This is a genomic window from Pedobacter lithocola, from assembly GCF_042650845.1.
In the GTDB taxonomy this organism is placed as follows: domain Bacteria; phylum Bacteroidota; class Bacteroidia; order Sphingobacteriales; family Sphingobacteriaceae; genus Pedobacter; species Pedobacter lithocola.
This window is the reverse complement of record NZ_JBHSBW010000016.1, coordinates 1-15,732: the sequence shown is the minus strand read 5'-3', so window position 1 is coordinate 15,732 and position 15,732 is coordinate 1. Positions and strand designations below refer to the sequence as shown.

Here is a 15,732-nt window from a genome sequence, read left to right as displayed (position 1 = left end):
TTGAATTTAAACTTTTTCTAAAATGGCAAAAACTATTGTTGTAGGAGTTGATGTTCGTGACTTAAAAATAGCTAAAACAGGTACTAAAACTTATCTTGAAGAGATTTGCAAAGAGTTCAAGAAAGGAAAGGAAGGTTTTCGATTTCATTTTTTTGATAGTCCAATTCCTGTCTACAGAGGTCGTAATAAATTAGCTAAACTAATAGAACATTTCCATTTTTTTGTCTGGAAACAAATAATGCTCCCATTAATTGCTTTTACACATGGCTGCGACATTGTTTTTTGCACAGACTTCTTTGTTCCTTACATGCGTCTGAATTTTAAAACAGTTCCTGTATTTCATGATGCATTTTTTTGGGAATATCCTGAACACTATAATAAATATTGGCTAAAAATATTCCATATGTTTGGAGTTAATGCTGCTAAAAAATCTAGATACATAATTACCCCAACCCATTATGCGAAAAAGAGATTGTTAGATTTCTCATCAATACCGGCTGACAAAATTATCTGTATTGGCGAGGCACCTAAAACATTAATTCAAAATAAAGAACTATCAACAGGAGCAATTAATCTAAAGACTAAAAAGTATTTTTTGCATATAGGTACTTTCGAAAAAAGAAAAAATCTTGACCTCTTAGTGGAGGCTTTACACATTTTAAGATTAAAAGGCTTTACAGAATTTTCATTAATTTTATGCGGTCAAATCAGCCCAAAAAATGACATGGACGGAAGTGAAAAGTTATTAAATACCATCGATAAATACAATTTGAGAGAATATGTGCTAATGCCGGGTTACGTAAGCGACAAAGATTTATCATGGTACTACAAACATGCAGAATTATATCTTTTCCCTTCTATTAACGAGGGTTTTGGCTTACCAATTCTTGAGGCATTTCAAAATGATTTACCGGTATTAGTAGCAAATAACACCTGCTTGCCTGAGGTAGGCGGCGATGCAGTAATTTCCTTCAACCCTTATGATGTGCAGGATTTGGTTTCCAAAATACAGCATGTAATTACAAACCCGGAAATTAGGTTACAGCTTATTGAATTAGGAAAAAGAAGATTATCATTTTTTTCATGGTCTAAAACAGCCAATGAATTAACCGAAATTTTTAAAAGGATCAATAATTGATATGATCTAACTTTAGTGCGATATTATTTATTGTAGTTAAATGGTTTGGCAAATCTTTATTATGAAAAAAAATACTTTAGGATAATTTGATGAATATACTAGTACTAGGTGCGTCATCAGACATGTATGGTGGGAGCAAAATACTTTCCATTGTAGTAAAAATTTTAGCTGAAGGAAACCATAAACCTATTGTTGTGCTCTCTGAAACAGGAGAGCTAGTTGATGAGTTAAGAAGGTTAAATGTTGAAGTAAGAATCATACGTTTAGGAATTCTTAGAAGAAAATACCTTTCTGTAGCCGGAATTATTAATCGAATTCAAGTTACAGGTAGTGCATGGAAAGCCCTAAATAAAATTGTTGTTGAAGACAAAATAGACTTAGTATATTCTAATACAACTGGCGTTTTTATTGGTGCGTTTTTAGCAAAGAAAAGAGACCTCAAGCACATTTGGCATGTACATGAAATAATTGCCAAGCCAATAGCTTTTACAAAAGTGATGGGTTATTTACTTAACAGGTACAGTGATAAAATAATTGTCGTATCAGAATCAGTAAAAGCGCATTGGGCAAAATATATCAAGAATAGAGAAATAAATAGGATTTATAATGGCATTGATACTTCTTCTTACGGAAAAAATGCCGGGACTTTAAGACAAGAACTAAATATCAATGAAACAGATGTTATCATTGGAATGATAGGTAGGGTTAACAATTGGAAAGGTCAGGATTATTTTATAGACATTGCTAAAATCATTTTAAAAACTTTACCCAATACAAAATTTATTATAGCAGGTGATGCTTTTCCAGGTAATGAACATTTTGTAGATAAGTTAGTAAATCGTATTAAAAAGGAATTACCCTCTGATGCGCTACATTACATAGGCTATAGAACAGACATTCCTAACATACTCAATGCCCTAGATATATTCGTACTCCCATCAATATTGCCGGATCCGTTTCCTACTGTGATTTTAGAAGCTATGGCAAGTGCAAAACCTGTCGTTGCAACAAATCATGGTGGAGCTACTGAGATGGTATTAGACGGTGAGTCTGGAATCTTAATCCCATTTAACGATGCTAATTTATCCGCAACTAAAATTTTAGACCTGGTTTTAGATAAGCACAAAATTTCCAATATGGGAAAACTTGGGAAAAAACGAATAGATAGCTTGTTTTCACTAGAGATGTTTAAAAAATCTATCTTAAATATATTTGATGAACTTTCTTAATAGTTTAAATCACAACACAGCAATAAACAGCTAAACCTGCGTTTAAATTAAGCAATAATGTAATTATCAGATTGTAATAATTTAAATACTTTATATTTGCGGTTATAAAAAAATAAAATACGATTCATGCGCTTTAAATATATCTTTTGTGCCTTGCTTTTTGGTTTTTCTTTATTGTTTACAAACCTGTCGGCACAAACCATTTCTACTGATAACCTCAGCAAGGTTAAAGTTGAACAACTATCTGATGCTCAAATATTAGAGATATCCAAAAGATTTGAAGAATCAGGCATTTCAGAAGCTGATGCAATTAAATTATTAACTGCAAAAGGAATGGATCCAGCAGAAGTTGATAAATACAAAGAGCGCCTCGAGCAGGTAAAATCTGGAGGAAAGACAGCCAAAAACACAAACCCGGCGCCACAGTCTACACAACCTAAAACACCATCTGTTAGAGATACAACCAGATTCTCAGACCCAAAACCCATAAAAAAAAGTAGCCCAATTTATGGTTATGAATTTTTTAGCAATCCAAACCTTAAATTCGAACCTAATATTCGCATTGCTACACCTAAAAGTTATGTGTTAGGTCCTGATGATGAATTAACCATTATGCTAACCGGCTTAAACGAAAGCACAACAAATGCAAAAGTAAGTCCGGAAGGAAGTGTGAAAATTCCGTATGCTGGTTTAGTGTACGTTAATGGTTTGAGTATCGAACAGGCAACTTCACAAATCAGATCTAAAATGGTTAAAGCCTATCCGGCTTTAGCATCAGGACAAACGAAACTAACCGTTAATTTAGGTACAGTAAGAAGCATTAGGGTAACTATAATTGGCGATGTTGCTACACCTGGAACTTATACCGTTTCTTCTTTATCCACGCTATTTAATGCCTTATATCAAAGTGGCGGACCAACGTATCGTGGTTCGTTAAGAAGAATAGAACTCATTAGAAATAATAAAGTAATTCAGGTTGTTGATTTATATAACTTCCTCCAAAGGGGCATTCAAACTGATAATGTAAGTTTACGCGATCAGGATGTGATTAGAATTCCTGTTTACACCACTCGTGTTGCTATCGATGGTTCTGTAAAACGCCCTGGAATTTACGAATTAAAACCATCTGAAACCCTGAGCGATTTGGTAACCTACGCTGGCGGTTTCAGTGATTTAGCTTATAGAGCGATTGCAAAGGTTACACAAGTAGGCGAAAAAGAAAGAAGCGTAAAAGATATCCCTTCAGATATGTTCGACCGCTATACCCTTAAAAATGCCGATTCGGTTTACTTTGGAGCAATCTTGGAAAGGTTTTCAAATCGTGTGGTTATAGATGGTGCAGTTTACCGCCCAGGCACATTCGAATTAAATCAGGGCATTAGCCTTAAATCTTTAATCGCTAAAGCAGATGGATTAAGAGATGATGCCGTAATGGGTAATGGTTACATCAAAAGAATAAAGCCAGATTTAGAAAAGGAAATGATTTCGTTCAATCTGGGCAACATCATGTCTGGAAAAGATCAGGATATCAATCTGGTTCGTGAAGATTCCGTGTTTATCATGTCAACCAAAGATTTAAGAGATGAAAGTTCTATTAGCATTGGTGGCTACGTTAGGGCACCTGGAACATTCCAATACAGAAAAGGCATGAGTGTAGCTGATGTGGTAAGTATGGCAAAAGGATTTCAGAACGATGCAGCAAATCATAGAATAGAAATCTCGAGATTGGTTAGAGATTTAACAGATACACTTTCAAATAAGTTGGTTACCATAATTACTTTAAATCTCGATTCTGCATTATCTACATGGAGCGGTAATTTCTTATTAGAACCACTTGATTACATTTATGTACCACGGTTAGTTAACTATCGTTCAATTGGAAATGTTAAAATCCGAGGAGAAGTTTTATTTCCCGGCGATTATGCGCAGCAACGAAGAGACGAAACAGGTATTGAATTTATTAAACGTGCTGGCGGCATAACGCCTATGGGTTCATTAGAAAATACTCAGGTTTATAGAAACGGATTAAGAGTAGATATGGATTTAACCGGAAAAAGAAAGAAACAAGGTAAAGACGCAACAGTTTTAATTCCAGGCGATAGCCTTTTTATCCCCAAAAATGTTCCTTTTGTTGAGGTAACGGGTTCGGTAAATAATCCACAATTATTAAGGTACGTAAACTCTAATTTTAAATATTATGTTGATGCTGCTGGTGGCATCACAGAAAGTGCGAGATTGAAAGGTGCTTACATAAAATACGCAAACGGCATTAATGCACCAGTTAAAAGTTTCTTGTTTATAAAGAATTATCCAAAAGTTACTGCCGGAAGCCAGATTGTAGTACCAGAAAAAACGGGTAAAAATAAACTAGGCTTTGCAGAAATAACAACAATTGCATCCGCACTAACAGGCATCGTAAGTTTAATCGCCATCCTATTTAAATAATATGCAATCTGCTGAAGATAAAACCAAATATATAGATAGAGAAGAAGAATTTTCTTTTACAAATATGATAAATTCCCGTAAGAAGGATTTTGCTTACTTATGGAAGTATAAAATTAGTATTCTAATTATTGGTTTAATTGGTGGTGCAATGGGCATTGCCTTGGCTTACTTTTGGCCGGTAACATATACTGCAAAACTAACTTTTGTAGTAGAAGAAGGAAAATCTGGTGGTGGAGGGATATTATCTTCATTGGCAGGTCAGATGGGTTTTGATATTGGTGGCTTAACAGGCGGAACTAGTGGCGTTTTGGCTGGCGATAATGTTTTGCAATTATTAACCAGTCAGAAAATGGTTAAGCAAACGCTTTTAACACCTTTAGATAGTAATGGCAAATATACGCTTGCAGATAAATATGCAGATGCATATAAACTTCGAGAAGACTGGAAAGATTTAAAAGACAACCCCAAAAGAGAAGCAATCATGTTTCCGGCTGATACAAAAAAATATTCCCGTTTGCAGGATAGTTTATTGCAGGAAATCATCACTAAGTTGACTGAAAAAGAACTTGCTGTTAGCAAACCGGATAAAAAGCTTGGTTTTTTTGCGCTAACGACCACAATGAAAAACGAGCAGCTGGCGACTTTGGTTTGTAAAAGACTTATAGATGAAGCGACCCTTTTTTACACGCAAACCAAAACAAAGCGGTTAAGAATTAATGTAGATAGATTCCAAAGCCGTGCGGATAGTATTGGTAAGTTATTAAACAGAAAAACCTATGCAGCGGCTGGCGCAAACGCGATAATGTTAGATGCCAATCCTGCTTACGCTACAATTGGAGTTGGTGCCGAACTGCAAGAACGCGACAAAAGAGTTTTGCAAACCATCTATTCAGAAATTATTAAGAACCTCGAAGTGAGCAGATCGATGTTGATGCAGGAAACACCTACATTTCAGATTGTAGATGAACCAGAAATGCCATTAAAGAAAAACAGAATGCGCTATGCTACAGGTATAGCCATTGGCGGATTATTGTTCGGTGCTCTCTATTGCTTATTACTTTTAATTCGTAGAAAAGCATAACCAAACCGCCTTGGATATATGATTATCCTAAAGCAATCTTTAAATTTCTCATCTTGAGCTTGTCGAATGACTTTCTTGAACCTTTACCTTCAGAATACTTAGAATTAAGCATTAAGATTAGTACATACATTTCTTAATGCCTCAATGTTTAAAAATACGTTTCGCAGGAACATTAACCTTTCAGTCTTCTTATTGTCATCCTGAGCATGTAAAAGGATTTTTCTTTAAAAGATTTAAATTAAGAATATATGGAATATTATCTTTCTTAATACCTTAATGTTTTAACATGTTTCGCATGAAGATTAATAGTTTAGTTTTTCATCAGGTCATCCTGAGCATTTAGAAGGACTTCTCTTTAAAAGATTTATTTTAAGAATATATGAAACATAATTTTAAGAATCACGCTTAGCTTTCTTAATTCCTTAATGTTTTAAGATAATTCGCATGAATATTAATCTTTTAGAGCTTCTTCCATTATGTCATACTGAGCTTGTCGAAGGATATCCTCAGGGATTTCATTAAAAACTAGACGGAATAAATTTACAACACATTACTTATTTCTTGTATTGCTATTAATGTTTGTTTAACCTAAATATCCAGATACGACTCAGCCTTAACTCAACCTTGATCTTCATCTTGATCTCAACCTTAACCTTAATCTCAGCCTTAACCTTAATCTCACCTTGACCTTAATCTCAACCTTGATCTCAGCCTTGACCTCAATCTTAACCTTAATCTCAGCCTTAACCTTAATGCCAACCTCACCTAAAACCTAAATGCTACACCCAGTTCTCCATGAAAATTAAATACATCGTTGTTTGGAATATAATATTGCATAGCGGTAAAATCTTTTTGTCTCCATTGGTAATTTAAAGATTTAATACCCTGAAGCTTGGCATTAAAAAGCAAGTTTTTATAGTTCCACTCACCCTGTGCCCCGAAAGCAAAATCTACCCAACTTCTACTTCCACCCTTTGCATTACCAAAACCAGCTGAATCATAAAAATCCCTGTTATGTTCGTAACGCTCAAAGCTTAAGCCTAATTTTTTCATTCCCTTTACCCAACTCAAATCAATGGATTGAACATTACCGCCAGTTCCACTACCAGCGCCTAAAACTTCTCCATTATTGGTATAACCTTGCCGTGCTTCTCCATGATAATAAAAACTACCAGCACCTCTCAACAGCAAGCCATCAATGGTTTGCGAAAGTTGAGTTACCTCAGCATTAACCTGGATAAATTCATCCGTTTTTCCTTTTAAAGGAACCAATTTCCGTAATCCAAAGATGTAAGCCCTTGAATGGTCAGGTGAGCCTATAAAATCTCTAAAATTAAAGGAATTATCATTTAAGCCATATTCAAAGTAAATCTCAGCATGTGCTTTTGTAAATAGCCATCTGGCATATAATGATGTCCTCTGATCTCTTGCCAAACCATCATCACCACCTCCATTATCTATGTTTGTTTTTTGGAATGGAATAAAAAATGGAATATAATCTGCAACACCATCTAAATCAGGTCCGTACGACATAAATGTACGAGTAAAACCCAAAAACAATCCTGGTATCCATTTGGGTTGATAATTAACATTCAAGCCCGCAAGATACCTCCAATCACTTCTTGGCTTAGAATATACATTGGCTCCAGTTGATAGATTTGTTACACTTAAAGGAGAAAAGCCCGATTCTTCTAATCGCCCACCAATTATCTGAGCCTCAAAAGAACCAATATAAGTTTTTACAGGCCTTACTGTATTTAAGGTAACATGTTTAAAACCTGCTGCATTGTTACTCATCATCAAGCTATTCTTAACACCTGGTCCCCACCAAATATTCTCATTTGATAATCCTAAAGATGCCGGACCAACAGTTAAGCGAATACTGCTTTGTCCCCACGATAGTTTTTGATAGGAAGAGTTTCCAAAACGTTCTGGCGCATCAATAAGATTGTAGTTTCCACCATAATAAGCACTAAGTTCTGCATCACTACGGTTCTCACCAAAACTCTCAAAAGGCGAATTCTGAGCATATACAAACTCAGGTTTTAATTGGATACTCAAGGGACCAAATTTCGCGAAGAAGCCTCCAGATAACATAGTTTGATATCCTTTTGCAGGTATCATTGCTCCATCATTCCATCCATAAGGATGATGAGAATTGAATTGTTGCTGCCACGAAAATGGCAATATTTGAAAAACACCTTTGCCATTGGCAAATTGAATCGGTCCTGAGGATTGAAGCCACGAATCTGATTTCAATGTTCCTTCGGGGTCAAAAATGTTGTCTGTTTTTAAAGCTTCTGCAGATAATGGACGTACACTAAAAGAGATGGAAGAATCCAGTTTCCCTAACAATTGTGCCCTTCGGTAATATTCTTCAATAACTGGTGTGCCAACTGGAATAGTCTGCGCTGATAAATGTAAAGAGCAGCTACCTATAATGGCGATAAATATAAATTGATATATATATTTCATATTTTATGCCTAAAACCGATAAGTTACCCCTGCTTGAATTTGTAAATTGAATGCATCCTTTCCGGGAGTCATGTAAGGTTGGCCAGGATTTTGAAGTAAATACCATTGGTAATTCAACGATTGGATGCCTTGAAGTTTAGCATTGAAAATAAAATTTTTGTAATCCCATTCCCCACTTGCCGCGACGCTTAAATCCGTCCAATGCCTCCTAAAATCTCTCGAATCAACAAAAGCATAATAATAAAAATCGTTATTATGTACAAATCGCTCCACCTGTAAACCCAAACGTTTCAACCCTTTTACCCAACTCACTTCAACAGATTGCAAATTGCCACCCGGACCGATTCCCGCACCCAAAACTTCTCCTCTATTGGTATATCCCTGTCTGATGTTTTTACTGGTGTACCAACTCTCTAAATTTAATACTTTAGCTATATCCGTTTCTTGCATCTGAGTTACCTCTGCACTTACCATTAAGCTTTCGTTCTGCCTTTTACCAAAAGGAAACAATTTGCGAACACCAAAAATATAGGCTCTGGAAACATTAGGTTCTAATTGCAAATCCTTACTGTCACCAGAATAATTATTCCGTCCGTATTCGAAATAAACCTCTGCCTTTTCTTCGGGCCACAGCCACCTCATAAAATAAGAATTTCTTTGATCTCTTTTATTAATGGCTTCTGCTGCCATACTTTGTTTCTTTGACGAGAAGAAAGGAAAATAATCTCCAAAAGAATTCATGCTCGAACCATAGCTTTGAGAGCTTCTGGTTAAACCAATGAAAAAGCCTGGAATAATTTTAGGCTGATACGTTAATACCAAGCCCGCCAAATACCTCCAACCATTATATTTCGGAACAAATAGCGATTCTCCAAAATATTCCCGCTCTGGTTCTAAAACTCCATAGCCCGAATTTTCCAATCTGCCTGCTATAACCTGTCCTTCGAAAGAACCTACAGGTGTCGAAATTGGCTTGCGGGTATTTAGTGTTAAATGTTTAAAACCAGGAGCCGTATTGCTCATCAAAAGCGAATTCCGCATCCCTGGTCCCCACCATAAATTTTCAGTAGATAATCCAAAAGACATAGCCTTGTAATTAACTCGAATGCTGCTTTGCCCCCAATATGCCTGAGTTATGGCATTATTTCCAAATCGGGCAGGCAAATCTATATTATTGTAAAAATCGTAGTATCGGGCAGCAATTACATCAAAGTGATCTTTATCAAACGTATCAAATTCACCATTGGCTGCCAAAACTAGTTCTGGCTTGAATTGGATAGACAGCCAGCCATATTCTGCATAGATACCAGCACTGGCTACCGTTTGTAAGCCTTTCGCGGGTAGCATTGCGCCATCATTCCAACCGTAAGGATGATGAGAATTTACCTGCATTTGCAAACTCAATGGCAATAACTGCCATTTAAACTTACCATCTTTGGAAGTACCACGACTATCTGCATTTAAAAGGTTATATCTTTTTTCAGTAGAATCAGGATAAAAGCCATCCTTTTGTTTAAATCCACTTAAAGGTATAAGCGGCCTAACGGTAAATGAAATTGACGAATCTAGCTGTCCAGAAAGTTGTTTTCTGCGGTAGGCATCCTCCAAAGCCATCGAACCAACAGGTAGCGATTGACTTTTAGCAACGTAATTAGAAAATATCAGGAAAAGGGAAATGAGTAAAATTATTTTTTTCATAAACTGATTGCTTTTACCCTAATGTTATCAACAGACCAGCTTTCATCACATTTTTTATCTGCCGTATTGGTTTGTACCAATTGGTCTCTAAACTGCATTAGCGCAGACGAATTCGAATGCTCAATGGTTTTTGTAATTCGATATAGGGTAGTTCCACCAATTTTGCCCTGCAAATTACAAACACCTGGTAAATTTGGATTCACAGCACCCGATTTGGGGTTATGGTTGTAATTTGGGTAATCTTGCGGATAAGATTGTGGCGGACAGAAACCCGAATTATCGCAATCCTCGTTAGAGAACGTTGTATTCACATATAAGTTTCCATCAACAATAAACTTCCAGATATCGGGGCCATCAATACCAATACCGGTCTTATTACCAGCCCAACTATCGTGGATATATAAATCAAAAGAAACCTCAATCAACTTGTGCTTTGGCAAATTATCCAATTGTAAATCAAAACCACCTGAATTGTAGCGCCCGATAACATTAGAGCCGTTATAAGCTTCGATTACGCCAGATGTGATGTCACTGAGATTTCTGGATTCAAAGTCGTTAAAATACACTTCCGCTTCATTTTCGACATTCTTTGAGCAGGAAGAGAAAAGACTAAGCAGTAGTAAAGAATAAATAAGTTTTTTCATAGTAAGAATTTAGATTCCGCTTAAGCCTGGTGATCCAATTCTTCAAAAATTGAATTTTTGCTTTTAAATTCCGGAACCAATTTTTTCATGTTGATAACAACTTGCCTGTCATTATTAGATTTGGCTGACAAAATAAGCCTGTTTATCTCCTCACCAATATCGTTAAATACATATTCCCTAACTTTACCAATCATAATTTTTTGATGGTGGGTAGGCATAGTATTTTCATTGTCATTTAGCAATTCTTCGTATAATTTTTCTCCTGGTCTTAACCCCGAATACTCAATTTTAACATCAACATTAGGTTCTAAACCGGCTAGTCGAATCATCTTCTTGGCCAATTCAACAATCTTTACCGATTTACCCATATCGAAAATAAAAATTTCACCACCCATACCCATACAACCAGCTTCTAAAACCAATCGGCAAGCTTCGGGTATCGTCATAAAATAACGCGTAATTTCCGGATGGGTAACGGTTACTGGTCCACCCTTTTCAATCTGTTGTTTAAACCTCGGTATTACCGAACCATTTGAACCCAAAACGTTACCAAAACGAGTAGTAATAAACTTAGTAATTGGTTTTACTTCCAGCTCATTAATATAACTTAAACCATTGCTGAAAATAAATTTATCGGTACTTAAGGAATTGTTTAACGATTGGACATAAATTTCGGCAATACGCTTAGAAGCGCCCATCACATTGGTTGGGTTTACCGCCTTATCGGTAGAAATCATAACAAATTTCTGCACACCGTATTTAACAGCTTTATCAGCAATGGTTTTGGTACCCAAAACATTCGCCTTAATGGCTTCAGCTGGGTTATCTTCCATTAATGGAACATGTTTGTAGGCAGCCGCATGATATACGTAATGTGGCTTGTACGTATCAAACAAAACATCCATACGCTGCTCATCCCTAACATCACCAATAAAGGCATGGAAATTTTTACTTCTGTTATTCTCTTCTAATTCTAGGTACAATTCATGAAGGGCAGATTCGGCCTGGTCGCAGATTATAATTAAGCCGACATCAAATTTAGATAGCTGGCGAACAATTTCACTACCAATAGAACCAGCGGCCCCTGTAATCAAAATTCTTTTTCTATCGAGCATTTTGCCAATACCATCGATGTCTATATCAATTGATTTACGGTTTAATAAATCTTCAATATTCAATTTTTGAATTTGTGCAGGTTGTAATTTACCATTAGTCCAAACATCTGGCGGAGGAATGTTTAAGATTTTGATATCATTTTCCAGACACATATCGATAACATAATCTTTCCTATCTTCTGGAATAGTATAGGATGCAAAAATGATTTCATCCAATTCATGTTTTTGAATCAAATCTTTCAAATTCTTAGCATCAAGGATTTTTACACCATCGATGGTTTTTCCTACTTTCCGCTCATCATCATCAACAAAGGCTACAATATTTTTATTTACACTTCCATCATGGTCGAAGGTTCTTTTCGTAGCCAAACCTGCTTCGCCTGCGCCATAAATAATCACCTTCCGCTTATCTAATTTTAGATTTTTGATGTATAGAAAAAAGTATTTTATTAAAACCCTATAGGTAATTAAAAGCAAAAAACTTGCTAAACCATTGGTAATTAGCACTGTATTTGGAACTAATGATGACCTTAAGAAAGTAATTACAATTAAGTTTAGTACAAAGAAGGTTCCGTTGGTAATGATTACCGAAAATAGAATTCTAAATGAATCCTGAGCACTTGTATACCTTATAATGCCCGCGTAAGTCTTAATATTTAGAAATACAGCAATGTTAATAATACCTAAAATCAGCATATTTCTGGCCATTTCTTGAACATCTACAGCGGTTAAATCGAGGTTAAACCTTAAACTATAGGCCAATACCATCGAAAAGGTACAGATGATGATGTCCAGCAGGAATATGATCCAGCGAGGAACAATATTAATTTGTGTAAACAAAATTCAATAGGCTTTAATTCTTGTAAAGGTAAATATAAAAATTATATCATTAAATTTATATTTCTTTACTTACACAAGAGTATTCAATTAAGATGCCAACATTAATCCAAATATGTGATCCTGAGCGTAGGTGATAACATGATAAACCGTCATTGCGAGGCCTTGGCATGAGCGAGCCGTGGCAATCTATACCCTCACACCGTGCCTACCTTAGAGAGGGAGCTATCGGCAATTCTGAACTTAGATTCACTTAAATGCCTTAGGTGGTTAAATTAACCTTTCATCCTGAGCATGTTGAAGGAAACATCTTAACCTTAACCTCAAACTCAACCTTACTTAGATTTTCTTTAATGCCTTAAGTGGTTAAATTAAATCTGCCATCCTGAGCATATTCGAACCAAATCATAACTCCCGTCATTCCAAGTCTTGGCTTGAGCGAGCCGTGGCAATCTATAACCTCACCCCCCGCCCTCTCCTTTAAGAGAGGGAGCTATCGACAATTCTGAACTTATATTTTCTTAGATGTCTTAGGTGGTTAAATTAAACCTGCCATCCTTAGCATATTTGAACCAGATCATAACTCCCGTCATTGCGAGGCCTTGACTTGAGCGAGCCGTGGCAATCTATATCCTCACCCCTTGCCCTCTCCTTTAAGAGAGGGAGCTATTGACAATTCTGAACTTAGATTTTCTTAAATGACTTAGGTGGTTAAAAACATGCCATCTTGAGCTTGTCGAAGAACCAACCTCAAACTCAACCTTAGCCTTAACCTCAATCTTACTTAAATTTCCTTAAATGTCTTAATGGTTAAATTAAACCTGCCATCTTTAGCATATTCGAACCAAATCATAACTCCCGTCATTGCGAGGCTTGGGCAAGAGCTACCGTGGCAATCTATAACCTCACCCCTTGCCCTCTCCTTAAAGAGAGGGAGCTAATGCGATATTTATAAACTCCGCAGACCAGTCATCCTGAGCTTGTCGAAGGAAATATCTCAACCTCAGCATCATCCTTAACCTTAACCTTAGCCTCAACCTTACTTAGATTTTCTTAAATGTCTTAATGGTTAAATTAAACCTGCCATCCTTAGCATATTCGAACCAGATCATAACTCCCGTCATTGCGAGGCCTTGACTTGAGCGAGCCGTGGCATTCTATAACCTCACCTTTTGCCCTCTCCTTAAAGAAAGGAAGCTATCGGCAATTCTGAACTTAAATTTTCTTAAATGCCTTAGATGGTTAAATTAAACCTTTCATCCTGAGCTTGTCGAAGGATCAACCTCAAAACTCAACCTTAGCCTAACCTCAACCTCACTTAGATTTTCTTAAATGCCCTTAGATGGTTAAATTAAACCTGTCATCCTTAGCATATTCGAACAAGATCATAACTCCCGTCATTGCGAGGCCTTGACTTGAGCGAGCCGTGGCAGTCTAATCCACAGACCTTTCATCCTGAGCTTGTCGAAGGACCAACCTCATCCTTAACCTTAGCCTCAACCTTACTTAGATTTTCTTAAATGTCTTAGGTGGTTAATTTAAACCTGCCATCCTTAGCATATTCGAACCAGATCATAACTCCCGTCATTGCGAGGCCTGGACTTGAGCGAGCCGTGGCAATCTAATCCACAGACCTGTCATCCTGAGCTTGTCGAAGGACCAACCTCATTCTTAACCTTAGCCTCAACCTTACTTAGATTTTCTTAAATGTCTTAGGTGGTTAATTTAAACCTGCCATCCTTAGCATATTCGAACCAGATCATAACTCCCGTCATTGCGAGGCCTTGACTTGAGCGAGCCGTGGCAATCTAATCCACAGACCTGTCATCCTGAGCTTGTCGAAGGACCAACCTCAAACTCTCAACCTTAGCCTCAATCTCAGCCTCAACCTACCCCCCCATTAACCGCTTTTTCCCCTCCATCCCAAACCGCACAATTAAAAACAGTATGGCAAATAGCAAGGCAAAACCAACAGCTACGGCGTAAGAATCTTGTATAAAAGCAAGTATCAACACATTTACTAGGAACTGAACCATAAAATATAATCCCGAAACCACCAAGTGCGACCACTTCCGCTCATTAGCCAAGAACTGATAAAAATGACTTCTGTGGGCTTCGAAAATGTTTTCTTTCCTCACTAAACGAAATACAATCGTAACTACCGCATCCATACCATAAACCAGCAATAATAAGATATAATTGAAATTCTGTGTTTTTAATATCAATTGCCCAATAAAAAAAACAATTAAGATGGCAATACTTACACTTCCTACATCTCCGGCAAAGCACTTAGCCTTATGCCTGAAATTGAAGAAATTAAATACCAGTAGGGATAGTGCAACCACAATCAGAAATTCGGAAGAAGTAAAGCCAACAACATATTCATTTATGTACAATAAAGTACCAATGGCTAATAAGCTGTATGAACCTGTTATACCATTTATACCATCCATAAAATTATAGGCATTTATAGTGCCGATAACGAAGATTAATGCAACGGGAATCCAAAACCAATCCAATTCGAAAAGACCCCACTGGTAGAACATCAATAAAACCGAAATTAAATGAATGCTTAGCCTAACTTTATTGTTTAGCGTAAAAACGTCGTCTAAAAAACTAATGGCAGTAATTAAAACCAGGCCTAAAATAAACCATGGATATTGAAAGCCAAATATAAAAAAGAAAGATATCGCCGCTAAGCTAAAAATTATACCTCCACCGCGTATGGTCACTGCAGTATGCGAACTTCTTGCGTTTGGTTTATCGATAATATTAAAATGATCTGCTATTTTGAAGTAGAGTAATTCTATAAGAAAAAAAAAGCCGAAAAAAAGTAAGTAGTGAAGTGTCATTAATATTGAATAATTGCTATTTAATTCTTACACATAAATGAGCTGAATTTTATACGATATATATATGTGTCCATCAAATGATTGAGTAGATATGCTTCTAACGATTAATATAAATTCTTTAATCAGAAGCTTTTATTGACTTCCAAAATTAATCTCTTAACGATTGTATTTATTGAAATCTTTGTGTTCTATTTTTGCCAAAGCCTCTTCAGGCAATG

Annotated in this window: 9 protein-coding genes; 4 read left to right on the top strand and 5 right to left on the bottom strand. The window is 36.4% G+C overall.

Annotation, left to right across the window (positions count from 1 at the left end; translation table 11 throughout):
• The first annotated feature begins 22 nt into the window (after positions 1–22).
• The 4 genes from ACFOWA_RS18035 to ACFOWA_RS18020 all read left to right on the top strand — a co-directional run bounded on the left by ACFOWA_RS18035 (position 23) and on the right by ACFOWA_RS18020 (position 5,893).
• A complete protein-coding gene (locus ACFOWA_RS18035; protein ID WP_378987886.1) occupies positions 23–1,138 on the top strand; it encodes a glycosyltransferase family 4 protein in 1,116 nt (371 codons plus the stop codon).
• Between the two features lie 89 nt (positions 1,139–1,227).
• Complete coding sequence (locus ACFOWA_RS18030) at positions 1,228–2,367, top strand: glycosyltransferase family 4 protein (RefSeq protein WP_378987883.1); 1,140 nt, start codon at positions 1,228–1,230, stop codon at positions 2,365–2,367.
• Positions 2,368–2,493: 126 nt separating this feature from the next.
• Positions 2,494–4,812 carry an SLBB domain-containing protein gene (locus tag ACFOWA_RS18025; RefSeq protein ID WP_378987880.1) on the top strand — a complete coding sequence of 773 codons (2,319 nt, stop codon included), beginning with the start codon at positions 2,494–2,496 and terminating at the stop codon, positions 4,810–4,812.
• A gap of 1 nt (position 4,813) precedes the next feature.
• Entirely contained in the window at positions 4,814–5,893 is a 1,080-nt protein-coding gene (locus ACFOWA_RS18020) for a hypothetical protein (RefSeq protein ID WP_378987877.1), read from the top strand.
• A gap of 765 nt (positions 5,894–6,658) precedes the next feature.
• Here the strand turns inward: ACFOWA_RS18020 and ACFOWA_RS18015 are convergent.
• The 5 genes from ACFOWA_RS18015 to ACFOWA_RS17995 form a co-directional block, all read right to left on the bottom strand.
• Entirely contained in the window at positions 6,659–8,368 is a 1,710-nt protein-coding gene (locus tag ACFOWA_RS18015; protein ID WP_378987874.1) for a capsule assembly Wzi family protein, read from the bottom strand.
• Between the two features lie 9 nt (positions 8,369–8,377).
• Complete coding sequence (locus ACFOWA_RS18010) at positions 8,378–10,066, bottom strand: capsule assembly Wzi family protein (RefSeq protein ID WP_378987871.1); 1,689 nt, start codon at positions 10,064–10,066, stop codon at positions 8,378–8,380.
• Complete coding sequence (locus tag ACFOWA_RS18005; protein ID WP_378987868.1) at positions 10,063–10,710, bottom strand: hypothetical protein; 648 nt, start codon at positions 10,708–10,710, stop codon at positions 10,063–10,065. The genes ACFOWA_RS18010 and ACFOWA_RS18005 overlap by 4 nt, the downstream gene beginning before the upstream one ends.
• A 20-nt stretch (positions 10,711–10,730) precedes the next feature.
• Positions 10,731–12,665 carry a polysaccharide biosynthesis protein gene (locus ACFOWA_RS18000; protein ID WP_378987865.1) on the bottom strand — a complete coding sequence of 645 codons (1,935 nt, stop codon included), beginning with the start codon at positions 12,663–12,665 and terminating at the stop codon, positions 10,731–10,733.
• A gap of 1,886 nt (positions 12,666–14,551) precedes the next feature.
• The gene (locus ACFOWA_RS17995) at positions 14,552–15,514 is read right to left on the bottom strand and encodes an MraY family glycosyltransferase (RefSeq protein ID WP_378987863.1); all 963 of its coding nucleotides are present in this window, start codon (positions 15,512–15,514) and stop codon (positions 14,552–14,554) included.
• Positions 15,515–15,732: the final 218 nt, after the last annotated feature.